Source organism: Halobaculum sp. CBA1158 (genome assembly GCF_021431925.1).
Lineage (GTDB): Archaea > Halobacteriota > Halobacteria > Halobacteriales > Haloferacaceae > Halobaculum.
Map to the genome: position 1 here is coordinate 2402183 of NZ_CP090371.1, position 21003 is coordinate 2423185.

A 21003-nucleotide genomic window follows, 5' to 3' on the forward strand; every position below is an offset into this window, starting at 1 on the left:
ACGCGAGCGAGCGCCTCGGGGAACGGCGGCGAGCTTGTGGGCGAGCCGCCCACGGAGCTGCCGGCTGAACAAGGGAGCGACGCGACCGAGCGCCTCGACCCACGGCGGCGAGAGTCGACCACCGCCGCCGGCGACTCACTCCCCGCGCGGCACGGCGACCGCGCCGGCGACGAACGCGACGACCGACAGCGCCGCCAGGATCGCGAGGTTCTCCGCCGCGCCCACCCCCGCCAGCCCGCCGGCGTCGGGAGCCTCGAACGTGAGCGCGCGCACCCCCCGCGAGAAGTAGGTGAGCGGCGAGAGGTTCACGGCGGGGAGGAACCACCCCGGGAGGAGGTCGGGCGAGACGAACGTGTCCGAGAGGAACAGCAGGGGAAGCGCCACCGAGTTCGAGGCGGCGATGACGCCGTCCTGGGTGTCGGCGACCCGCCCCAGCACCGCGCCGACGCCGCAAAAGAGGACGACCCCGACGACGACGAACGGGACGAGCAGGAGGAGGTCCGCCGACAGCGGGATGCTCGCGCCGGTGACGAGAGTGACGAGCGCGAACACCGCGATCGAGGCGACGCCGATGACGCCGACGTTGACGAGCGTGTGCGCCAGCAGCCACTCCCCGCGCGTCAGCGGCGTGGTCGCCAGCTTCTCGAAGCGGTGGCCGTCGCGGTGACGGGCGATCTCCGAGCCGACTCGGGAGAGGGGCGTAAAGAGGACGACCGTCGCGAGGTAGCCCGGGAGGTAGTACGCGTCCGGCCGGGAGAACAGCCCCCCGCCGCCCGGCTGTGTCCGCACGAGCACGCCGAAGATCAGGACGAGCAGCAGCGGGAAGAAGAAGGTGAAGAACACCGCCGTCCGGCGGCGGAGGAACGACCGCGTCGCCGCCAGCGTCTCCGCGCGGACCCGACCGAGGCGGCTCACCGTTCCACCCCCGAGGGGGCGTCGCCGGCGCGGTCGCCGGGGGTAGCGTCGCCGGCGCGGTCGGCGGGGGAAGCGTCGCCGACGGCGTCGCCGTCAGCGGTCGAGTCGTCGCCGGCTGCGGCGTCGCCGTCAGCGGTCGAGTCGTCGCCGGCTGCGGCGTCGCCCGCGACCGCGCTCGCGCCGGGAGTGAACGCGCCCTCGAACGTCTCGCCGGTCAGTCGGAGGTACACGTCCTCGAGCGTCGGCTCGGTCCACGTGAGCGACTCGTAGTCGACGCCGGCGTCGGCGAGCGCGGTCACCGCCTGCCCCAGGTCCTCGGGACTCACGTCGCCGAGGACGACCTCGTCGGCCCCGACCTCGACGGCGAAGCCCGCCTCCCGAAGCGGGGCAGCCCCGGCCTCCGCGTCCGGTCCGGCGACGACGAGGCGGGCGGGCCCGCCGTGCTCCGCGACCAGTTCCGCGGGCGTGCCCGTCGCGACGAGGCGGCCGTCGCGCAGGAGGCCGACGCGGTCGGCGAGGCGCTCGACCTCGTCCATCGAGTGGCTGGTGAGGAGGACCGTGACGCCGCCGTCGGCGAGCGACTCCAGCAGTTCCCACAGCGCGCGCCGGCCCGCGGGGTCGATGCCGGTCGTCGGCTCGTCGAGCACGAGCACGTCGGGGTCGTTCACGAGCGCGGCGGCGACGCAGGCGCGGCGCTTCTGCCCGCCCGAGAGGTTCTCGTACCAGGTGTCGGCGTCCGCGTCGTCGGCGAGTCCCACGTCCGCGAGCACCGCCTCGACCGGTCGGGCGTCGTCGTACAGGCCGGCGTAGTAGGCGACGAGTTCGCGGGCGGTCAGGCGCTCGGCCGGGCTGAACTCCTGGGGGAGCAGGCCGAGTCGCGAGCGGTCGGAGTCGCGGGCGGGGTCGCCGAACAGCTCGAGGGTTCCCTCGGCGTCGACGGTGCCGGTGAGCGCGCGCACCAGCGTCGTCTTGCCCGCGCCGTTCGGGCCGATCAGCCCGAAGACCTCCCCCTCACGCACGTCGAGCGAGACGCCGTCGAGCGCGACCGTCCCGTCGTAGGACTTGCGCGCGCCGACGGCGCGCACGACCGGCTCGTCGTTCATGCCCACGGCTCCGGGCGTGGCGGAAGTAAGGGTGCCGAAGCGGGTCGCCGACGCGAGCGACGAGATCCGGCGGCGGCTCACCACTCGACCGCCCGCGTCGCGAACAGCGACACGCCGACGGCCCAGCGCGCGACCGCGCAGGCGACGACGACCGCGGCCGCGCCGGCGGGGTCGAGTCCCGTCCCGACGAGCCACTCGTGGGACGCCCAGAGCAACTCTGCCGGCGAGAGCGTCGCGCCGAGCGCGAGGAAGCCGCCGAGTTCGCCCGCGAGCGCACCGCGAACGGCGTCTATCGAGGAGAGCTCGGACGGCCACGGCTCGATCGGACCCCCCGACATACCCGACCGATCGGACCGCCCCGACGGATAATTCCACCGCCACGGGTATCGAACGTGAGTTCCGGGGCGGCCGTCGTCGCCGTCGTCGCCGCCGTCGAGCGCGGCCGTCGGACCGTCGCCGCACCGCGCCGGCGACGACGACGGAAACCGTGTGATACCGCGGACCACGGACGGGAAACGCTCTTGTGCACGTCATCGAAGTTGCGGACGTGAGCGACGACCCCGATCCGCCCGTGGATCCGCACACCCAGCGCGCGACCGTCCGCGACGGCTACGACGGCATGGCGGCCGCGTACGACCGCGAGCGAGAGGCGTCGGACGCGCCCTTCGTCGAGCCGTTCCTGGAGGGACTCTCGCCGGGAGACCGGGTCCTCGACGCCGGGTGCGGGCAGGGAACGCCGGTGTTGAACCGCGTTCCCGACGGTGTCAGCGTCGTCGGCGTCGACCTGTCGGCGTCGATGCTCGACCTGGCGCGCGACCGGACCGACGCCCCCCTCGTCCGCGGCGACCTGACCCGACTGCCGGTGGCGTCCGACGGCGTCGACGCCGTCACCGCCCTCCACTCGGTGATCCACGTGCCGATCGCCGAACATCCGACGGTGTTCCGAGAGTTCGCGCGGGCGCTCCGTCCGGGCGGCCGCCTGTACCTCACCGCCGCGACCGACGGGGAGGGGTGGGCCGGAGCCAACGACGACTGGCTCGGGGGCGGCGAAACGATGGCGTGGTCGTTCCCCGGTCTCGACGAGACTCGTACACAGCTTCGCGAGGCCGGGTTTCGTGTGACCGACGAACGCGTCCTCGACGACGCCGTCGCCGAGGACGACGGCGGCGCGTGGACCCACCTGTTCGCTCGACTCCGCGAGAACTGAGACGGGAATCCGAGTCGCCTCGCGGCGGCCCTCCCGGTGATCCCTCTCTCAGGCCGCCGCGCCGACGCGGCCTCCGACCGCGTCGACGATCGCGTCCACGTCGAACTCGTCGGACTCCTCGTCGAAGATGACCTCGTCGTCTGCGCGGACCTCGAAGACGCCGCCGTCGCCGGCGACCAGCGACACGGAATCGACCTCCGTCCCGTACCCCTCGAGGATCGCCGCTTGGACGTCCTGTGCACGGTCCAGCATCCCGCAGGGGACGCAGTACTCGATCTCGACGTGTGTCACCGTCCGCGTGTACGGACGCCCCGCGAGTGCCGAGGCCGACCCGTTCCCGACTACGTCGTTCACGCCCGCGTCGAACGGAGCTCCCGTACAAGGAACACCCTTAATGCGGTGAGTCGGAAGCCTACCCCAATGGTCGAACTCGAGGATATCACTACTCTCCCCGGATTCGGTCCCTCCAAAGTGGATAACTTCCGGGACGCAGGCTACCGATCTCTCGAGGATCTGCGCGGAATCACGTGGGACGAACTGGGCGAGATCAACGGGATCAAATCCGCCGCGAAGCGGCGCGCCCTCCTCAACTTCTTGGAGGAACACGACCTCAGAGAGACCCCCGAGACCGAGGAGAACTACGAACGGTTCCGATCGCTCCTCGAGGAGCTGTTTCAGTTCGAGAGCGCCGACCTCGACTTCGGCGTGTACCGGATACTGAACGCGAGGCGGGATCGGATCGAGGAGTTCCTCGACGAGGAACTTGAACGGACGGTGAAAGCGGAACTCGACGCGTTTCGAGCGGCCGAACGGGGACCGGCACGGGAGCGACTCGATGCAGTCGTGGACCGAATCGCGGAGGACTTTCCGCAGTGGTTGGACGAGAACGGGACCGTCGACGAGACCGCACTCCCCGAGGACCCACAGGGGATCGCCGAAGAGCGGATGAACGCCTATCTGGAGGCGAAAGCCGAGGCGGAACGGGCCGAGATCGGCGAGCGGACGGAGGCCGCGATCTATCAGGACCTCTATCGGTTCTTCAATCGCTACTACGAGGACGGCGACTTCGTCCCCCAGCGTCGCGCCGCGAACCAGGAGAAGTACGCCATCCCCTACAACGGCGAGGAGGTCAAACTCCATTGGGCCAACAGGGATCAGTACCTCGTCAAGACGGGCGAACGGTTCAGCGACTACAGGTTCCGGGAGGACTCCTACGAGGTCGAGTTCTCGCTGCACGACGCGTCCGTCGAACCGAGCAACAGGAAGGGCGACGAGCGGTACTTCGTCCTCCGGGCCGAGACGCCGGTCGAACAGGACGGCCGTCGGCTCACGGTCCACTTCGAGTACCGACCGCTCCGGGACGACGACTACGACGACTACGACCTCTCGGAGGGGTCCCGCACGAAGGCGCGAGATCTCCAAGCGAGGATCGAGACCCGGATCCTCTCGGGAGTTAGCTCCCAACTCGAGGGCGTCCTCGATCGAGAAACCGACGACGCGTACAGCGACAGCACCGTCCTCCAGAAACACCTGCGAAACTACCGGACGAGAAACGAGGAGGACTACTTCATCCACAAGGACCTCCGGGGGTTCCTCGAGCGGGAACTCGACTTCTACCTGAAAAACGAGGTATTCTCCTGGAGGGAACTGACCGACGACACGGGCGAGATACCTGCCCACGTCCGCGCGAGGATCGAGGCGATCGAGAACATCGCCGGCGAGATACTCGAGTTCGTCTCCGAGATAGAGGAGTTCCAGAAACGGCTGTACGAGAAGAAGAAGTTCGTCGTCGACACCGAATACTGTGTCACGCTGGACAACGTTCCCGAGGAACTCTACCCCGAGATCCTCGAGAACGAGGGACAACTGAACGAGTGGGAGTCCCTCTTCGGAGTCGAACGGGAGGATGGGATGACCGAGGACGACCTACGGGAACGGCACGGACTGGTCCTCGATACGAAACACTTCGACGAGGAGTTCCGATACGCCGTTCTGTCGAGCTTCGACGACATCGCCGAGCGAACGGACGGAATCGCGGTCAACGGCGAGAACTTCCAGGCGCTACGGCTGCTCGAGGCGACGTTCGAGGACCAGGTAGACTCCGTCTACATCGACCCGCCCTACAACACGGGCGAGGACGATTTCGTGTTCAAGGACGACTTCGCCGACTCCAGCTGGTTGTCCATGATGAACGATAGGCTCGACCTCGGGTTCGATCTGATGAAGCCCTCGGGAACGCTCCTTTGCCACATCGACGAACACGAGCTGTCCGAGCTCCATCGACTCCTCACGGAGAACTACGGGGAGGAGAACAACCTCGGAGAGATCGTCTGGAACAAGCGAAACCCGAAGGGGGACGCCGGAGGGGTGGCCACGCAGCACGAGTACGTCTTCTCGTGGACGAACAGCATCGAGGAGTTCAAATCCGCGAACGGTTTCGTCCGCCTGAAGGAGAACGCCGAGGCGATGCGGAACAAGGCGGACTCGCTGTTCGACGCCGTACAGCGGTCGGAGATCACGCTCGAGGAGGCGAACTCGAGGTACCAAGACTGGATACGGAACAACGAGAGCCTCAGCGGGGGAGAACGAGCGTACAAGTACATCGACGAGGAGGGGCGTATCTACCGGCCCACCTCGATGGCGTGGCCGAACAAGAACGATCCCCCCGACGACTACAGGTCCGACCTCGTTCATCCGAAGACCGGAGAACCCTGTAAGAAACCGAAGAGAGGCTGGCGATTCCCGTCCGACTCGTTAGCGGAGATGCAGGAGGGGACGCTGCGAGAGCGGGCGGATCACCTGATCAAAGGCGAGATCGTCTTCGGCCACGACCACACCACGATACCGAACAGGAAAACGCTCCTGGAAGGGAACGTCGTGGAGAACCTCCCCTCTGTGCTCTCGTACGGAGGAAGCGCGGACGCGCTCTTTACCGGGTTGGGACTGACGTTCGACGACAATCCGAAGCCGTTGGAGATAAGCAAGCGACTCCTGGAGCCCGCGCTGCTGTTATCGGACCCGGACCACACCGTCGAGAACCCCCTCGTGTTGGACTTCTTCGCGGGGTCCGGGACGACCGGCGACACCGCGATAACCCTCGAACGGGAGTTCGACACGGACATCGATTACATCCTGGTGGAGATGGGCGACCACTTCGATGAGGTCCTCCTGCCGAGGATCAAAAAGCGGGTGTTCTCCTCGACCTGGACGGACGGCGTCCCGCAGACCGAGGACTCGATCGGACACGTCGTTCGCTATCACCGGCTGGAGAGCTACGACGACACGCTCGATAACTTGGACGTGGACGAGGGACAAGCCAGCATCGACTCGTTCACGCCGAACACCCTGGAGTACCTGCTCAGGTTCGGCGTCGACGGTCCGTCCCTCCTCGACCTTGCCGGACTCAAAGACCCGTTCGACTACGAGATAGACGTCCGGAACGGTGACGAGTCCAGGACCGAACGGATCGACCTAGTCGAGACGTTCAACTACTTGCTCGGATTGCGGGTCGAAACGGTCCGGACCTTCGAGGAACACGGCCGGAAATACAGAGTGGTGAACGGGCAGACGGACGGCAAATCGGCCGTGATCGTCTGGCGACCCGTGAGCGAGGACGACGGGGCGGACTTCTTCGAGGCCGAGCGAGCGTTCCTGAACGCGACCGTCCTCGACGACGAGGACCTCGTGTACGTCAACTACGACTGTGCGGTAGCGGACGCCAAGTCCATCGAGAACGCGTTCCAGAACAGGATGTGGGACTGAATGGAGGACTTCGAGGAGAAACTCGTCGTCGTCGAGTACCTCCACGACACGTTCGGCGCGGACAGCTTCGAGGACTTCCGCGACGCCCTGAACGAGGTCGAAGAGGGGTTCAAAGCCGACAATCGAAGCCGGTTCAAGGAGCGCCTGATCTCGGAGCTGGATCCGACTGACTGGCTCCGGGAGCGGATGGACGAGTACGACCAAAACGTCGGCGAGTACGAACGCAGACTGAACGAGAACAGGGACGACGCCATCCAGTTGAAGTACTACCAGTACCTCTCGCTGCTCTTCGCCGAGATATACCTCGACCTCTACTACAACTACCGAGAGAAGCTCGAGCGGGAGCTCGGAGGAGTGATCGAGGACAAGCGAACCGAATTGGATGCCGAGGACCTCTATCCGCTCGACGAGGGAAACCTCGGCAGGATCGCCTACTGGATGGCGACCGGTTCGGGGAAGACACTGATAATGCATGCCAACCTCTGGCAGTTCCACCGCTACGCCGATCAGGAACCGGAGAACGTCCTCCTCATCACGCCCAACAGCGGACTCACCGAGCAACACCTGACCGAGTTCGAGGAGAGCGGTATCGACGCCGAGGCGTTCGGGACCGACGGCGTTCATACCGAGGACCTCGGATACGCCGGCGATTCGTCCTCGGTACCCACGGTCGGGGTCCTGGACATCCACAAACTGCGGGAGGAGGGGGGTGAGAAGACGTTCCCAGTAGATCTGTTCGAGGGAGACAATCTGGTGTTCGTCGACGAGGGGCACAAGGGCGCACAGGGAGACACGCACATCGACTACCGGGAACGGGTCATCGGGGATGACGGCTTCTCCTTCGAGTACAGCGCGACCTTCGGGCAGGCGCTCAGCTCCATCGACAACGAACAGCTACAGAACCGATACGTGAAGTCGATCCTGTTCGATTACTCCTTCCGGAACTTCCACGTCGACGGGTTCGGCAAGGAGTACGACATTTTGAACCTGGCGGACGACGACCGAACGCGTCGGGACAAATACCTCACGGCGAATCTGCTCTCCTTCTACGAGCAGAAGAAGTACTTCACGGAGAACACGGCGAGGCTCGAGGAGTTCAACCTGGAGGACCCGCTCTGGATCTTCGTCGGCCAGACGGTGAACGCGGTTCGCGGCCGTGAACTGACCCGGGAGGACAAGGTATCGGACGTCGAGGAGGTCGTCAGATTCCTCGACCGGGTTCTCGGTGAGCCCGAGGCCGTCATCGGCGAGATAGACGACATCCTCTCCGGGTCGGAGTTCCTCGACGAGAACGGAACGCCGCTGTTCGAGGACAGATTCGGGTATCTCAAATCGGCGGCTGTCACGCCCGAGGAGATGTATCGGGAGATGATGGATCTCGTCTTCAACGCCGCCGCCGACGCCGAACTGAACGTCGTCCGCCTGAACGACGCCGACGGCGAGATAGGACTCCGCGTCGGCCGAACCGAGCACTACTTCGGACTCATCAACATCGGGAAGGGGACGACGAGACGGTTCGTCGATCGCATCGAGGAGAACACGGACATCGCCGTCGAGAAACAGGAGTTCAGGGGATCGGTCTTCTCGGAACTGAACGAGGGGGACTCCGACATCAACGTCCTGATCGGCGCAAAGCGGTTTACCGAAGGCTGGGACAGCTATCGGGTCGCCAGCATGGGGCTCCTGGGCGTCGGCCGTACCGAGGGCGCGGAGATCATCCAGATATTCGGGAGAGGAATCAGACTCCGCGGGAAGGACCACTCGCTCAAGCGGACGTCCTACCTCGGTCTCCCGGAGTCCGAAGTCCCCGACGGGATCGAGATCCTCGAACGGCTCAACGTGTTCGGCATCAAGGCGGACTACATCAAGGAGTTCGAGGAGCAACTCGAGAAGGAGAACATCCCCGCCGGCTTCGTCACCAAGTCGCTCCGGACCGATGTCGACGCGGACCTCCTCGATGGAGACCTGAAGGTCCCCCGGAAAACGGACGAGGCAACGTACGCGGAGGAGACGGTTACCTCGCTACGCGTCTCGGAAGCCCACGGACCGATCGTCGATCTCTATCCCGAAGTTCAGACGCTCCGGAGCGACTCCTCGATCGGCCTCTCCGAGGAGAAAAACAGGGTGACGAGCGCGGAGTTGCACACCGAGGTCGTAGACTGGGACCGGATGCTCGTCGACATGGTCGAGTACAAGCGGCGCAAGGGGTACTCCAACCTGATCGTGAACGAGTCCGCCCTCCGATCGGTCGTCCTGAACGACGAGTTCGGTCTGTACTGCCCGGAACGGCGACTGAATTCGGATACCCCCGTCGAACGAAAAGAGCAGACCGAGGAGATCGTCAGGATCGTTCTCCGCAGCTACATCGACAACCTCTACGCCGCAGAGAAGTCCGACTGGGAGGACCGACGCCGGGAGTATCAGCGCCTGGCTGCCGACGACCCCGAGTTGAACTTCGATCTGAACTTCCGGGTCCCCGACGACGATGACCTCGTCGCGGAGGTGACCGAACTGATCGACGACGCGACGGCTACTGACAACGAGTATACGCTCGGCTTCGATCGGAGCCTCTATCGACCCCTCTTGATCAAGGAGCGAATCGAGGACAGGGACCCCGAGACCCGTCTCCGAGCGCCGGCGGAATCTCTCAACGAGGACGAACGGCGACTCGTCGAACGGTTGGAGGCCCTCTGCAGGCGGGGGACGATTTCCGAGGACACGGTCTATCTCTTGAGAAATCCCAGCGGTCGAGGGATCGGATTCGAACAGGGCGGCTACCCCGACTTCCTCCTCTGGGTCAAGACCGGGACCGAACAGAAACTGATCTTCCTCGATCCGCACGGGATGATATGGGAACCCGCCGCCGTCGAGAACGCGGACAAAGTGAAACTCAGCGAGCGCATCGACGGCCTGGAAGAGCGCCTCGACGACCCGACCGTCGAGATGCACTCGTACGTCATCTCGGTCACCGACGAGGAGACGCTCGCCGAGCGGTTCGAGGACTTCAGCGTGGAACACTACGAACGGAACAACGTCTACCTGCAGAACACGAAAGGAGGGCGGGGCTACGTGGAGCGAATCCTCCTCGACGCCGGTGTGACGCTCGAATAGGCGAGGGTTCGATACCTCCGTTGGGGTCCGTCCCGGTCGACCCCGCACCGCACCGTGCTCGCGACCGGCACGTCGCCGGCGACACTACGACTAAGTCCGTCGATCGTCAAGCGGACACGATGGCCACGGAGTCCCGGGACGCGGAACAGTACTTCGCTGACCTCTATCGGCTCGCGATCGCCGACGACCTGACGCTCGAGGAGAAGATCGACCGCGCGATCGCGGTCGGCTGTGAGCGCCTCGGCGTCGAGAACGGCGTGCTCTCGTACACGGGCGACGGCGACTACGAGGTCGTCGAGTCGACGATCGGGGAGGGCGTCTACGCTCCGGGCGGTCGAAGCGACCTCGACACCACGTGGTGTCGTCACGTGACGGAGTCGCGCGAGTCGCTCGGGTTCGCGGACGTGTCGGAGTCGGCGTACGCCGACGACGTGGCGCGGGAGGCGACCGGCCTCGCATGCTACATCGGCGCGCCGGTCGTCGTCGACAACGAGACGTACGGCACGCTGTGTTTCTCCGGCGACGACCCGCGGGAGACGGCGTTCACCGAGACCGAACGGCGATTCGTCCGCCTGCTCGCGCGGTGGGTGTCGTACGAGCTCGAACGCGACAGACACCACCGCGAGCTGCGCGAGCAGAACGAGCGCCTCGACGAGTTCGTCGGCATCGTCGCTCACGACCTCCGCAACCCCATCTCGACGGTCCGGGGGTACGCCGACCTCGCGCTGGAGTCGGCCGAGGGCGAGCAGGCCGAACACCTCGAGCGCATCCGGCGGGCGGCCGAGCGGATGGAGGGGTTGGTCACCGACCTCCTCGCGCTCGCGCGCGACGGGGGCGGCGTGGGCGAGCGCGAGCCCGTCGAACTGACGGCGGTCGCCCGCGACGCGTGGGCGTTCTTCGAGAGCGACGACGCCGAGTTGCGCCTCGAGACGGACGCGACGGTGTACGCGAACCGCTCACGGCTCCAGCAACTGTTCGAGAACGCCTTCCGGAACGCCGTCGAACACGGCGGTCCCTCAGTCACCGTCACCGTGCGCGACGTCGACGGCGGCTTCGCCATCGAGGACGACGGACCCGGGCTCCCGGCGGAGATCGCGCGGACGCTGTTCACCTCCGGGTCCGAGCGCACCGAGAGGATCGGCCTCGGCCTGTCGATCATCGAGCGCGTCGTCGGCGGTCACGAGTGGGACGCGACCGTCCGAAGCGACGACGGCGGAACCGTCCTCGAGTTCGTCGGCGTCGAACGCGTCCCCGCCGGGTAGGCGACCCTTCGTGCGACGGGCGGTGTGACGGGACCGCGTCCCGTCCTCCCGGCGCGTCCGCTCGCCGGCCGAGTCGCGAAAGAACCGATCGTTCGCTTCGCCGCTGATCCGACGGCGGGTCCCTGTTCCGCTCGTCGCGGCCGTCGCCGTCAGTCGGTCACACGTCCCCGGTCTCCGTCTCGGTGGACGTTTCGGTCTCGTTGGCCGCGGGCGTCTCCGTGGCGGTCGGCGGCGGCGACTCGGTCCCGTCGTCCGGCGTCTCCGTGGCGTCGTCCGACGGGGACTCCGTCCCGTTGTCCATGGGCGTCTCGGTCTCGTTGTCCATCGGCGTCTCAGTCTCGTTATCGTCCGCCGGCTCCCGCTCACTCGGGAGCGTCACGTCGGTCGTCGCATCGGCGACCAGCGAGACCTGGAAGGGCTCCCCGTCGGGCGCGGTGTCGTCCGCGCTCGGCGTCTCGGTCTCGTTGTCCATGGGTGTCTCAGTCTGGTTGTCGTCGGCGGGCGGCGTCTCAGTCTCGTTGTCCATCGGCGTCTCGGTCTCGTTGCCGACGGAGTCGTTCTCGTCAGCGTCCGCACCGAAGTAGCCGATCGCGTACGCGGTGTACGCCGAGCCCTCGTCGAGCGACACGTCGACGGTGTCGACGACCTCGCCGTCGTTATCGGCGGTGGCCGCGCGGATCTCGAGGGTGTAGTCGCCCGCGGGCACGGTCACGTAGTCGGTGACGGTGCCGTAGGTGACGTTCTCGGCGATGACGGTGCCTCCCTCGGTGACGATGTCGACCTCGGGGGCGTCCGGCGAGAGGTGCGCGACCGCGACGGCGGCGTCGCCCTCGGCGGGCGTGAGCGCGTCGTCACGGACGAACAGCGGCGAGAACGGAACGGTCGCGTTCTCGCCCACCTCGCCGCTGGCGGCGACGGTCGTCACCGCCCGCGACTCTACGGTGATGTTCGCCTCGTAGACGACCTCGTCGGTCCCGGCCGCCGAGATGGTCAGCCGGTAGTCGCCGCTCTCGATCTGGAGGTACTCGGAGTCGTTGCCGAAGCCGAGGTCGCTCACGACCGTCTCGTTGTCGAGCGACACGTTGACCGCCGGCGCGTCCGGCGAAGCGTGGACGACTCGGAGGTACGCCGTCTCCTGCGTCACCGGCTCGGCCGGCTCGTCGTCCGCCTGCGCGGTGGTCTGTGCGGGCCCAGCGACGCCGCCGAGGGTCGCCCCGCTCGCGAGGACGCTCCCCACGAGTATCAACGCGAGCGCTACTGCGAGTGTTCCTGTTGGATATCGCATCACGCCAGTAGGCCACGTGAGCGATGAGGTTTGTTATGCACCGACGGGCGGTTTCGGGCGCTGTCGCCGGCGTTTCGGCACGCTCGTAACGCTGTCGTACCCGGCCGTCCCGTGGGGCCGTCAGTCGACCCCCGATCCCGGTGCAGTCTGCGAGTAAGGAGTCAACCGGCGTCGAAACGACGAACTTCGAACGAGTAGTCCGTCGATTCGGGAGTCGAACTCCCCGGCACCTCCCGGCCGTAGGCGAGTCGTTCCCGCCGACTGATCAGGCCGTTTCCGTCTCGGTGGCGGTCTCGGTACCGGCTTCCGTCTCGGTACCGGACCCGGTGCCGTCGGCGGTTTCGGTACCGGTCTCGGTGCCGTCGGCGGTTTCGGTCCCCTCGACCGTTCCGCCGGCGTCGACCGTAGTGAGCAGCTCGAACGGTTCCTCGACGGGCGCGGCGGCGGTGTCGAGGTAGCCGACGGCGAACACCGACGACACCGTTCCCCCCTCGAGTGAGACCTCCGCGGCGGCGACGACCTCTCCCGTCTCGCCCGTGCCGTCCCCGGTTCCGGTCTCAGTTCCCGTCTCAGTTCCAGTTTCAGTTCCCGTCTCAGTTCCAGTTTCAGTTCCCGTCTCCGTCCCAGAGTCGTCCGTCTCAGTTCCGGTCTCGGTGTCGCTCGGCGTCCCGGTCGGCGTCCCCGCCGCCTCGTCGGCGGCGCTGACCGCCAGCGAGTAGTCGCCGGGGGCGACCTCGACGTACTCGCTCGCCTCGCCGAAGCCGACTCCCTCGAACAGCGGGTCGCCGCCCTCGACGGAGACGTCGACGGCCGGCGCGTCCGGCGCGGCGTGAACCAACCGCACGGCCGCCGACTCCTCGTCCGGCGGCTCGACCTCGTCCTCGAACGTCTCGATCCCGAGCGACTGGTTCGTCCCCGCGACCTCGCCGAGGGCGGCGACGGTGAACGCGCCGGTGGCGAACTCGGCGTCCTCCTCGAACACCGTCTCCTCCTCGCCGGTGGCCGTCACCACCACCGTGTACGTGCCCGGCTCCAACACGTAGTAGTCGCTCACGGTGCCGTAGGCAACGTCGCTCAGGATCTCCGCGTCGTCGACGGTCACGTCGACGTTCGGCGCGTCCGGCGACAGGTGCGCGATCCGAACGACCGCGTTCCCCTCGGCGACCGCCTCGGCGGGGTCGTCTGTCGCCTCGGGATCGGCCGCCGGTTCGTCCTCCGTCTCGGTCTCTGGTTCGGTCTCCTGGGGTGTCCCGTCGGTCTCCTCGTCGACCGTTCCGACCGTCTCGTCGGTCGCGTTCGTGCTGTTGTTCACGCCGCCGCCGCATCCCGCGAGGCCGACGCCGATACCGACCCCGAGCGCCGTCGCGAACCGTCGCCGTGACACGTCTCGTTGAGTCATGCAGGCCGTTCCGTCCCCCCGTGCGGCCTTTGTTATGCGTCGGACCGGTCTGGAAACGATCGGATTACGTCCCTCCGCGTGCCGTAGCCTCCCCGTGCTCCGGCGGCACCGCGAGTGCGACGTGGCCGTCGCTCCCGTTCCGTGGCGGTCAGTATGCGGACCCAACGCCGCGGTGGGTCCGAGTAATCGCGTCGTACGAACCGTGACGGTCCACGGCTGACCGCCGAAGACCGCCGAGGACCGTCGTCGGTCGTCGCGGGTCGAGGAGGGCCGTCGTGAGCCGCGGGGGAGTTGTCGCGAGTCGAGGCGAAGCCGTCGCGGGTCGAGGCGGATCCCCGTCGGAACCCGCCGCCTACCCGGTCGTGACGACTTCGACCACGTCGCGGTGAGCCAGCACGGTGTCTGCACCGACCTGGCGACCGCTCCGGCAGTCGATCCCGTGGAGGAAGCCGTCGCCGATGTCCGAGTGCAGCGTGTACGCGAAGTCCTCGGCGGTCGCGTGGCCCGGGAGCACGAAGCAGTCGCGGAACGGTCCCTTGCTCCAACTGCCGCTCGCGCTCCCGGGGAACACCGCCTTCGCGTCGAGCTCGTCGAACAGCGCCGCCTCGATCACCGACTGGACGCCCGTGCCGCCGTACTCGGTGACGAACTCGCGGATCACCTCGAGCCCCTGCGCCTGCTCGTCGCTCACGTCGCCGACGACCTCGAAGTCCTCGTCCCCGGGCGTGTAGTCGACGACGCCGGCCTCGTCGGCCGTCTTCAGCGACCCCTCGGCGTGGGCGCTCGCGGGGACGATAGTGAGGTGCTCGTACTCGGGATCGCTCGTGATCGCCTCGTAGTTCTCGCGGGCGGCGGGCGCGTCCATCTTGTTCGCCGCGATCACCATCGGCTTCGTCCGTTTGCGGATCTCGCGGGCCAACTCGAAGCGGTCCTCGTCGTCCCAGGCGTCCGGCTCCAGAGACAGATCCAGCGAGAGGACGACCTGCTTGATCTCGTCTTTGTTCGTCCGGAACGCGCTCATCTGCTCGGCGAGCACCTCCTCGACGCCGACCTCGTCGCCGGGGTTGGGACCCCGGTACATCGATTCGAACTTCTCGATCCCCTTCTCCAGGATGTCGAGGTACCACTGGTCGAGTTCCCCCTCCAGGAAGTCGATGTCCTCGCGGGGGTCGTGTCCCTCGGTGGGTTCGCCCTCGATGTCCGTCGTGCCGGAGAAGTCGACGACGTGGACGAGCACGTCCGCCTCGTTGAGGTCCGAGAGGAACTGGTTGCCCAGCCCCTTGCCCTCGTGTGCGCCGGGGATGAGCCCCGCCACGTCGACCAGTTTCACGGGGACGAACCGCGTGTCGTCGCGGCAGAAGCCGTGGTTCGGCTCGCACGTCTCCTCGAACTCGGGGGCCGGGCAGTCGACGCCGACGTACGCCTCGCCGACGCTGGGGTCGATTGTCGTGAACGGGTACGCCCCCTCGGGCACGTCGTTCATCGTCGCGGCGTTGAAGAAGCTCGATTTCCCGACGGACGGCTTTCCGACGAGACCGATCGTGTAGCTCATTACGCTCGCTGGGCCGTCGCGCCTGAAACGGCTTTCTACCTCACCGCGGCCCTGTCGGGCGTTCACACGGGATCCGGACGGGATCGCTCGGATCCGCTCTGAAGCGCTCGGGTCCGGACGGGAGCGCTCGGATCCGGACGGGAGCGCTTCGGGTGGAACCGCTGGCGTCGCCGAGTGACTGATGCGTCGCTCGGGGGGTGAGTCGGGGGCGGCGGGATGACGGTCGGATCGGTCGCCGAACGGCCGTCGTCTCCCGATCGTCTCGGAACCACGGTATCGACTCTCTCGGAAGCCATATACGTCGAAGCGTCCTCCTTCGCTTATGAACTACGCCGACGCACTCGACAGAGCCTACGACGAGTTGCCCGACACGCCCGCCGACGCCGGCGACCGCCTGCAGGTCCCGGACCCGGAGGGCCAGACCGACGGGGCGTTCACCCGCCTGACGAACCTCTCGGACATCGCGGACGCGCTCTCTCGGGACGCCGAACACCTCCACAGCGCCATCCAGCGACAGCTCGGAACGAACGGCCAGTACGAGAACGGCGTCGCCCGCTACAACGGGTCCTTCTCGATCGCCGACTTCGACGGGGCCATCGACGAGTACGTCGCCGAGTTCGTCACCTGCTCGGAGTGCGGCCTCCCGGACACCGTGCTCAAGACCGAAGACGGCGTCCGAATGCTGCGCTGTCAGGCCTGCGGTGCGTTCCGCCCGGTCCAGAAGCGCTCCTCGGCGGCGGCCTCCCAGTCGCAGGGTCCCGACATCGAGGAGGGGAAGACGTACGAACTGGAGATCACCGGCACCGGCCGCAAGGGCGACGGCGTCGCCGAGAAAGGGAAGTTCACCGTGTTCGTCTCCGGCGCACAGGAGGGCCAGACCGTCCAGGCGTACGTCCACAACGTCTCCGGCAACCTCGCGTTCGCCCGGCTGACGTAAGCGGGCCGGACCGCGACGGCGACACGGCACCGCCGGACTCGACCTCGACCCGGACCGCGACGGCGACCCGTCGCTCGCAGTTCTCTCGGTTCGCCTCCCGCTTTCAGTCGTGACAGTCGGGACCGAAGCTACTTGTTCGCCAGCGCCCGCGACCGGGTATGGCACGGCTCGACCTCTCGGACGGCTTCGACGTCCACGAGTACCGCAGCAAGCTGAAGCTCCAGCGACAGGACGCCGGGTCGATGACGCTGTCGAACCGCGACGGACTGGGCTGTCCCGCCTGCGGCGACCCGTTCGAGCGCCTGTTCGTCAGCGACGACGAGACGGTCACGTTCGCGTCCGCGCCGGACGGACCGATCTGTCTCGCCAGGACGGACGAGCGCCTCCTCGTGTTGACTCACTAATTGTCGTCCCCCTCACGTCACGCGGTTTCTCAGTCTCTCCTCGCCGTCCCTGGCGAGCCGGCGGTAGTTCTCCGCGATGATCTCCGTCCAGCGCTCGGCCTTGTGCGGCGTGCTCCCGGCCATGTGCGGCGTGACGACGGCGTTCGAGAGCTCCCACAGCGGCGAGTCCGACGGCAGCGGCTCCTCCTCGAACACGTCCAGGGCGGCCCCGCGGATCAGGTGCGAGCGCAGCGCCCCGACGAGCGCGTCCTGGTCGCAGACCTCGCCGCGGGCGACGTTGACGAGCACGCCGTCCCCGCCCAGCAGGCGGAGTTCGTCGCCGCCGATCAGCCCCGCCGTCTCGTCGGTGAGCGGGCACGCGAGCACGAGGTAGTCGGCGGCCAGACACACCTCGTGGAGGTCCTCGGGCGACCGGGGCTCGTCGACGGCGTCGGGCATCGAATCGAGGTCGCGCTTCACGCCCCACACGTCCGTCCCGAAGGCGCTGGCGAGTTCGGCGACCCGCGTGCCGATCGCGCCGACGCCGACGATACCGACAGTCTTCCCGCGCAGTTCGCCGCCCTCGCGTCGCTCCCAGCGCGACTCGGCCTGTTGGCGCGCCAGCGCGTGGAGGTCGCGCTCGAAGCTCAGCATGTAGCCGAGCACCTGCTCGCCGATCGGCTCGGCGTGGACGCCCGCCGAGTTCGTGACTGTCACTCCGCCGTCGGCGAGCTCCGCCGTCGGGAGGTAGTCGGTTCCGGAGGAGAGCGTCTGCACCCACCGCAGCGAGTCGGCCCGCTCGAGCAGGCCGTCGGGGAGTCGACCGATCACCACCCCGCGGGCGTCGGCGGCGTGGGCGTCGGTCTCGGCGGGCGTCTCCGCGGCGACGACGCGGTCGGCGGGGAGCCCCTCGGCGAGCAGTCGCTCGCGGAGGTCGCGCCCGCGGTCGGGGCCGACGGTGTGGGCGAGCAGCAGCGTGGGGTCGGCGGACATATCGCCCGCCTCGCCCGGTCAAAACTAAAACGCGCCGATGGCCCCCGTCGAGACGCTCGGTGGCGAATCCCCGTTTCGCGGTGTCGAGAGCGACTACCTGACTCAAAGAGAGAGTCCCGCCATTTAGGTCGGGCGTGAATCCGACACTCCACGACACAGACCACGCTCGACGCTTAATCCGGGGTATCCTCTCGGACCTTCTTTTCGCCCTCAAGGAGCAATCCCTTCCACGTCAACCCTCGGTGTTTTTTCAGTTCTTTCAATCGCTTGTACTGTTCATCGTCATCGAACTCGATGCGGACTTCGACCATACAGTAACACACAAACCACATCTTTATGTGTGTTCTGATACAAATAGTAGTCGATGAAGCGAGCCAACACATTCGAGGTGGTTCCGCAGTCCGACGAGGACGAGGAGTTGCTTCGACGCCTATTGGACGCTTCTGCCGCTCTCTGGAACGAAATCAACTACGAGCGCCGCGAGAACTATGCTGACCCAGACGGAGACGTGTGGGACATCAGCGAGTATCGCGGTCGCTATGGCGGAACACTCGGCGCATCCACGGTTCAGCAAATCGAACGCAAGAACCGCGAAGCGTGGAAGTCGTTCTTCAGCCTCAAGAAGAAGGGTGAAGCTAACGGCAAACCCGGATTCTGGGGTAACGCAGACGATGGTCGAGAACTTCGCACGTACATCCGAAACACGTCGTACTCCGTCGAGTGGGGTGAATACTCCCGCCTGGAAATTCTCGTCGGTCAAGACCTGAAAGACGAGTACGGGTTGGGACACCGCGAACGTCTGCGCCTCGAACTTCGAGGCGACCCCAATTGGAACGAGTATGAGAAGCAAGGTCGGTTGGAGTTGTTCTACGACGAGCAAGCACAGACATTCAGGGCCTTTCAGCCAGTCACCGTCGATGATTCTCGACTGGCACAACCACTGGCTTCGGAAGAAGCCGCTCTGGATATTGGTGTGAACAACCTCGTCGCCTGCACAACCACAACCGGCCAGCAATACCTGTACGAAGGACGCGACCTGTTCGAGCGATTCCGCGAGACGACGAGAGAAATCGCCCGCCTCCAATCACTCTTGGAGGACAGCCGATACAGCAGTCACCGCATCCAACGCCTGTACGACCGGCGCACCAAGCGACGTGACCACGCTCAAGACGCACTCGCCCGTGACCTCATCGAGCGTCTGTACGACAAAGGTGTTTCGACAGTATATATCGGGGCACTGACGGACGTGCTTGAGACGCACTGGTCGGTCGAGACGAACGCGAAGACGCACAACTTCTGGGCGTTTAGAGCGTTCGTGAATCGACTGGCTTGTACCGCTGAGGAATACGGTATCTCGGTGGAAGTACGGTCTGAGGCGTGGACGAGTCAGGAGTGTCCGAACTGTGGTTCGACAGAGGACACGACACGTCACAGAGACACTCTGACGTGTCCGTGTGGCTTCGAGGGGCACGCCGACCTCGTGGCGTCAGAGACGTTCCTTCGACGGCAGACAACGGTAACACGGTCGATGGCACGGCCTGTATGCCTCAAGTGGGACAACCACGACTGGTTGGAGTCATCACGCTCTCGCCGTCCCAACGAGGAGCATACGAACCCGAAAGTTGCCTCCGTGGGCCGGTAGCGATACCCCCAGCGCGAGGAAACCCCGCCGTTCACGGCGGGGAGGATGTCATTCGTCGGATTCGAACTCGAGGGCGGCGGAGTTGATACAGAAGCGCTCGCCGGTCGGTTCGGGACCGTCCTGGAACACGTGCCCGAGGTGGCCGTCGCAGACGGCGCAGTTCACCTCGACGCGGGACATGCCGTGGCGGTCGTCCTCGGTCAGCGTCACCTTCGAGTCGTCGGCGGCGTAGAAGCTCGGCCACCCGCACCCGGAGTCGTACTTCGTCTCGGAGTCGAAGACGACGGTGCCACAGCCGGCGCACGTGTAGACGCCGTCGTCGTCGCGGTCGACGTGCTCGCCGGAGAAGCGCGCCTCCGTGCCGCGCTCGCGAAGGATCCGGTACTGCTCGTCGGTCAGTCGTTCGCGCCACTCGGCCTCGCTGTCGGGCAGGTCGTCGCCGTCGGGCAGGTCGTTGGTGTCAGGCAGGTCGTCGGCGTCAGTCAGGTCATCGTCGGCGGCGGCGTCGCCCTCGGGAGTCGCCTCTGCGGGATCGCTCATGGAGGGCGATACGTGACCGAGACGCATGAACCCACGGTCGGGACGGTCCGCCTCGACCCCAGTCCATCGTTCGCCGGCGGTTCGTCGTTCGCTCCCGGCCGCCCGTCGTCCGTCGTCTCAATGACAGATCGCCCGAAGGTCGTCGAGTCCGTCGATGTCGTAGGTGGGCGTGACCGAGAGGTTCCAGTCCTCGCGGTGCGGACGGCGGATGAACGCCGAGTCGACGCCGGCGTTGTCGGCGGCCTCGATGTCGGACTCGTTGTCGCCGACGAACAGCGCGGTGTCGGCCTCGAGGTCCGCGAGCGCCCGGTCGATGTAGTGGCTGTTGGGTTTCTTCAGGCGGAGGCTCTCGACGGTCGGCTCGCGGCCGTAGGCTGTGTCGAAGAGGTCGCGGACGCCGAAGTGGTCGAGGAGGAACTCCACCGTCTCATGCTGGTTCGAGGAGACGATCCCGAGGGGGGCCGAGAGGTCACGTAACACGTCGATGTCGTCGTACAGGCGCTTGTTGCCCTCGCGGACCTCGCGGCGCTGGGCCTCGAAGGCCGTCCGGTCGCGCATCGCCCAGAACTCCCGCGGCGTGAGGTCGTAGGTGTCGCACACCTCCTCGACCTGCCCGGGCGAGACGCCGACGACCATCGACTCGACGTGGTCGGGGTCGGGGTCGGCCACCGAGAGCGCCTCGAAGGCGTCCCAGGCGGCCTCGTGGAGCACGTCGTAGTGGGTGCGCCCCACGAGCACCCCGTCGTTGTCGAAGACGATCGCGTCGTACACCATCATCCACATTCGCCGGCCATCCCGCATAAGGCTTTCACACCCGACAGCGCCCGAGCCTCGGCCTCCGTCTGCCGTCCGCTCCGGTAGTGACGACGACCGTGGACGACCCGGTAGTGACGACGACCCGCACCCGACCCG

General features: G+C 66.7%; 18 protein-coding genes. 7 read left to right on the forward strand and 11 right to left on the reverse strand.

The genetic code is table 11. The annotated features are described in order from the left end of the window. Positions 1–135: 135 nt before the first annotated feature. The 3 genes from Hbl1158_RS12560 to Hbl1158_RS12570 form a co-directional block, all read right to left on the reverse strand. The gene (locus Hbl1158_RS12560) at positions 136–915 is read right to left on the reverse strand and encodes an ABC transporter permease (RefSeq protein WP_234297598.1); all 780 of its coding nucleotides are present in this window, start codon (positions 913–915) and stop codon (positions 136–138) included. Then, positions 912–2018, reverse strand: coding sequence for an ABC transporter ATP-binding protein (locus Hbl1158_RS12565; RefSeq protein WP_234297599.1), 1107 nt, complete (start codon positions 2016–2018; stop codon positions 912–914). Before Hbl1158_RS12565 ends, Hbl1158_RS12560 begins: the two co-directional genes overlap by 4 nt. Before the next feature lie 77 nt (positions 2019–2095). Further along, positions 2096–2356, reverse strand: a complete 261-nt coding sequence (locus Hbl1158_RS12570; RefSeq protein ID WP_234297600.1) for a hypothetical protein — start codon at positions 2354–2356, stop codon at positions 2096–2098. 209 nt (positions 2357–2565) lie between these two features. Here Hbl1158_RS12570 and Hbl1158_RS12575 point away from each other — a divergent pair, with 209 nt between their 5' ends. Further along, a complete protein-coding gene (locus Hbl1158_RS12575) occupies positions 2566–3225 on the forward strand; it encodes a class I SAM-dependent methyltransferase (RefSeq protein WP_234297601.1) in 660 nt (219 codons plus the stop codon). A gap of 48 nt (positions 3226–3273) precedes the next feature. On the opposite strand, the gene Hbl1158_RS12580 is transcribed toward Hbl1158_RS12575, so the two are convergent. Next, entirely contained in the window at positions 3274–3516 is a 243-nt protein-coding gene (locus tag Hbl1158_RS12580; protein ID WP_234299535.1) for an Rdx family protein, read from the reverse strand. Positions 3517–3645: 129 nt separating this feature from the next. Between Hbl1158_RS12580 and Hbl1158_RS12585 the strand changes: the two genes are divergently transcribed. From Hbl1158_RS12585 to Hbl1158_RS12595, 3 genes are all read left to right on the forward strand, one after another. Then, positions 3646–6987, forward strand: coding sequence for a DNA methyltransferase (locus Hbl1158_RS12585; protein WP_234297602.1), 3342 nt, complete (start codon positions 3646–3648; stop codon positions 6985–6987). Next, on the forward strand, positions 6988–10098 hold the full coding sequence (locus Hbl1158_RS12590) for a DEAD/DEAH box helicase family protein (protein ID WP_234297603.1): 3111 nt from the start codon (positions 6988–6990) through the stop codon (positions 10096–10098). Between the two features lie 119 nt (positions 10099–10217). Then, positions 10218–11360: a GAF domain-containing sensor histidine kinase gene (locus Hbl1158_RS12595; RefSeq protein ID WP_234297604.1), complete on the forward strand. Its 1143-nt coding sequence runs from the start codon at positions 10218–10220 to the stop codon at positions 11358–11360. A 157-nt stretch (positions 11361–11517) separates the two neighbouring features. Here Hbl1158_RS12595 and Hbl1158_RS12600 read toward each other — a convergent pair whose 3' ends face one another. From Hbl1158_RS12600 to Hbl1158_RS12610, 3 genes are all read right to left on the reverse strand, one after another. Then, complete coding sequence (locus Hbl1158_RS12600) at positions 11518–12645, reverse strand: DUF4397 domain-containing protein (RefSeq protein WP_234297605.1); 1128 nt, start codon at positions 12643–12645, stop codon at positions 11518–11520. A gap of 265 nt (positions 12646–12910) precedes the next feature. Beyond that, positions 12911–14044: a DUF4397 domain-containing protein gene (locus tag Hbl1158_RS12605; protein WP_234297606.1), complete on the reverse strand. Its 1134-nt coding sequence runs from the start codon at positions 14042–14044 to the stop codon at positions 12911–12913. Positions 14045–14396: 352 nt separating this feature from the next. Beyond that, on the reverse strand, positions 14397–15596 hold the full coding sequence (locus Hbl1158_RS12610) for a redox-regulated ATPase YchF (protein ID WP_234297607.1): 1200 nt from the start codon (positions 15594–15596) through the stop codon (positions 14397–14399). 322 nt (positions 15597–15918) lie between these two features. On the opposite strand from Hbl1158_RS12610, the gene Hbl1158_RS12615 reads away from it, so the two are divergent. Beyond that, positions 15919–16533, forward strand: coding sequence for a translation initiation factor IF-2 subunit beta (locus Hbl1158_RS12615; RefSeq protein ID WP_234297608.1), 615 nt, complete (start codon positions 15919–15921; stop codon positions 16531–16533). Positions 16534–16691: 158 nt separating this feature from the next. Next, positions 16692–16937, forward strand: coding sequence for a flagella cluster protein (locus Hbl1158_RS12620; protein ID WP_234297609.1), 246 nt, complete (start codon positions 16692–16694; stop codon positions 16935–16937). A gap of 12 nt (positions 16938–16949) precedes the next feature. On the opposite strand, the gene Hbl1158_RS12625 is transcribed toward Hbl1158_RS12620, so the two are convergent. Together Hbl1158_RS12625 and Hbl1158_RS12630 are read right to left on the reverse strand one after the other, a co-directional pair. Beyond that, positions 16950–17909, reverse strand: a complete 960-nt coding sequence (locus Hbl1158_RS12625; RefSeq protein ID WP_234297610.1) for a D-2-hydroxyacid dehydrogenase — start codon at positions 17907–17909, stop codon at positions 16950–16952. Between the two features lie 173 nt (positions 17910–18082). Next, positions 18083–18220 (reverse strand): hypothetical protein, encoded by a 138-nt coding sequence (locus tag Hbl1158_RS12630; RefSeq protein ID WP_234297611.1) that lies wholly within the window; start codon positions 18218–18220, stop codon positions 18083–18085. A gap of 53 nt (positions 18221–18273) precedes the next feature. Here Hbl1158_RS12630 and Hbl1158_RS12635 point away from each other — a divergent pair, with 53 nt between their 5' ends. Next, the gene (locus Hbl1158_RS12635; RefSeq protein WP_234297612.1) at positions 18274–19551 is read left to right on the forward strand and encodes a transposase; all 1278 of its coding nucleotides are present in this window, start codon (positions 18274–18276) and stop codon (positions 19549–19551) included. 48 nt (positions 19552–19599) lie between these two features. On the opposite strand, the gene msrB is transcribed toward Hbl1158_RS12635, so the two are convergent. Together msrB and Hbl1158_RS12645 are read right to left on the reverse strand one after the other, a co-directional pair. Next, the gene (gene msrB, locus Hbl1158_RS12640) at positions 19600–20091 is read right to left on the reverse strand and encodes a peptide-methionine (R)-S-oxide reductase MsrB (RefSeq protein WP_234297613.1); all 492 of its coding nucleotides are present in this window, start codon (positions 20089–20091) and stop codon (positions 19600–19602) included. 117 nt (positions 20092–20208) lie between these two features. Next, positions 20209–20865, reverse strand: coding sequence for an HAD family hydrolase (locus Hbl1158_RS12645; RefSeq protein ID WP_234297614.1), 657 nt, complete (start codon positions 20863–20865; stop codon positions 20209–20211). Between the last annotated feature and the right edge of the window lie 138 nt (positions 20866–21003).

What these genes read in the sequence shown, in the direction of transcription:
- Hbl1158_RS12570 (WP_234297600.1), bottom strand. Translation starts at nt 2,356, where the DNA reads ATGTCGGGGGGTCCGATCGAGCCGTGGCCGTCCGAGCTCTCCTCGATA.
- Hbl1158_RS12595 (WP_234297604.1), top strand. Translation starts at nt 10,218, where the DNA reads ATGGCCACGGAGTCCCGGGACGCGGAACAGTACTTCGCTGACCTCTAT.
- Hbl1158_RS12645 (WP_234297614.1), bottom strand. Translation starts at nt 20,865, where the DNA reads ATGGTGTACGACGCGATCGTCTTCGACAACGACGGGGTGCTCGTGGGG.
- Hbl1158_RS12610 (WP_234297607.1), bottom strand. Translation starts at nt 15,596, where the DNA reads ATGAGCTACACGATCGGTCTCGTCGGAAAGCCGTCCGTCGGGAAATCG.
- msrB (WP_234297613.1), bottom strand. Translation starts at nt 20,091, where the DNA reads ATGAGCGATCCCGCAGAGGCGACTCCCGAGGGCGACGCCGCCGCCGAC.
- Hbl1158_RS12585 (WP_234297602.1), top strand. Translation starts at nt 3,646, where the DNA reads ATGGTCGAACTCGAGGATATCACTACTCTCCCCGGATTCGGTCCCTCC.
- Hbl1158_RS12635 (WP_234297612.1), top strand. Translation starts at nt 18,274, where the DNA reads ATGAAGCGAGCCAACACATTCGAGGTGGTTCCGCAGTCCGACGAGGAC.
- Hbl1158_RS12615 (WP_234297608.1), top strand. Translation starts at nt 15,919, where the DNA reads ATGAACTACGCCGACGCACTCGACAGAGCCTACGACGAGTTGCCCGAC.
- Hbl1158_RS12625 (WP_234297610.1), bottom strand. Translation starts at nt 17,909, where the DNA reads ATGTCCGCCGACCCCACGCTGCTGCTCGCCCACACCGTCGGCCCCGAC.
- Hbl1158_RS12630 (WP_234297611.1), bottom strand. Translation starts at nt 18,220, where the DNA reads ATGGTCGAAGTCCGCATCGAGTTCGATGACGATGAACAGTACAAGCGA.
- Hbl1158_RS12565 (WP_234297599.1), bottom strand. Translation starts at nt 2,018, where the DNA reads ATGAACGACGAGCCGGTCGTGCGCGCCGTCGGCGCGCGCAAGTCCTAC.
- Hbl1158_RS12590 (WP_234297603.1), top strand. Translation starts at nt 6,988, where the DNA reads ATGGAGGACTTCGAGGAGAAACTCGTCGTCGTCGAGTACCTCCACGAC.
- Hbl1158_RS12600 (WP_234297605.1), bottom strand. Translation starts at nt 12,645, where the DNA reads ATGCGATATCCAACAGGAACACTCGCAGTAGCGCTCGCGTTGATACTC.
- Hbl1158_RS12605 (WP_234297606.1), bottom strand. Translation starts at nt 14,044, where the DNA reads ATGACTCAACGAGACGTGTCACGGCGACGGTTCGCGACGGCGCTCGGG.
- Hbl1158_RS12620 (WP_234297609.1), top strand. Translation starts at nt 16,692, where the DNA reads ATGGCACGGCTCGACCTCTCGGACGGCTTCGACGTCCACGAGTACCGC.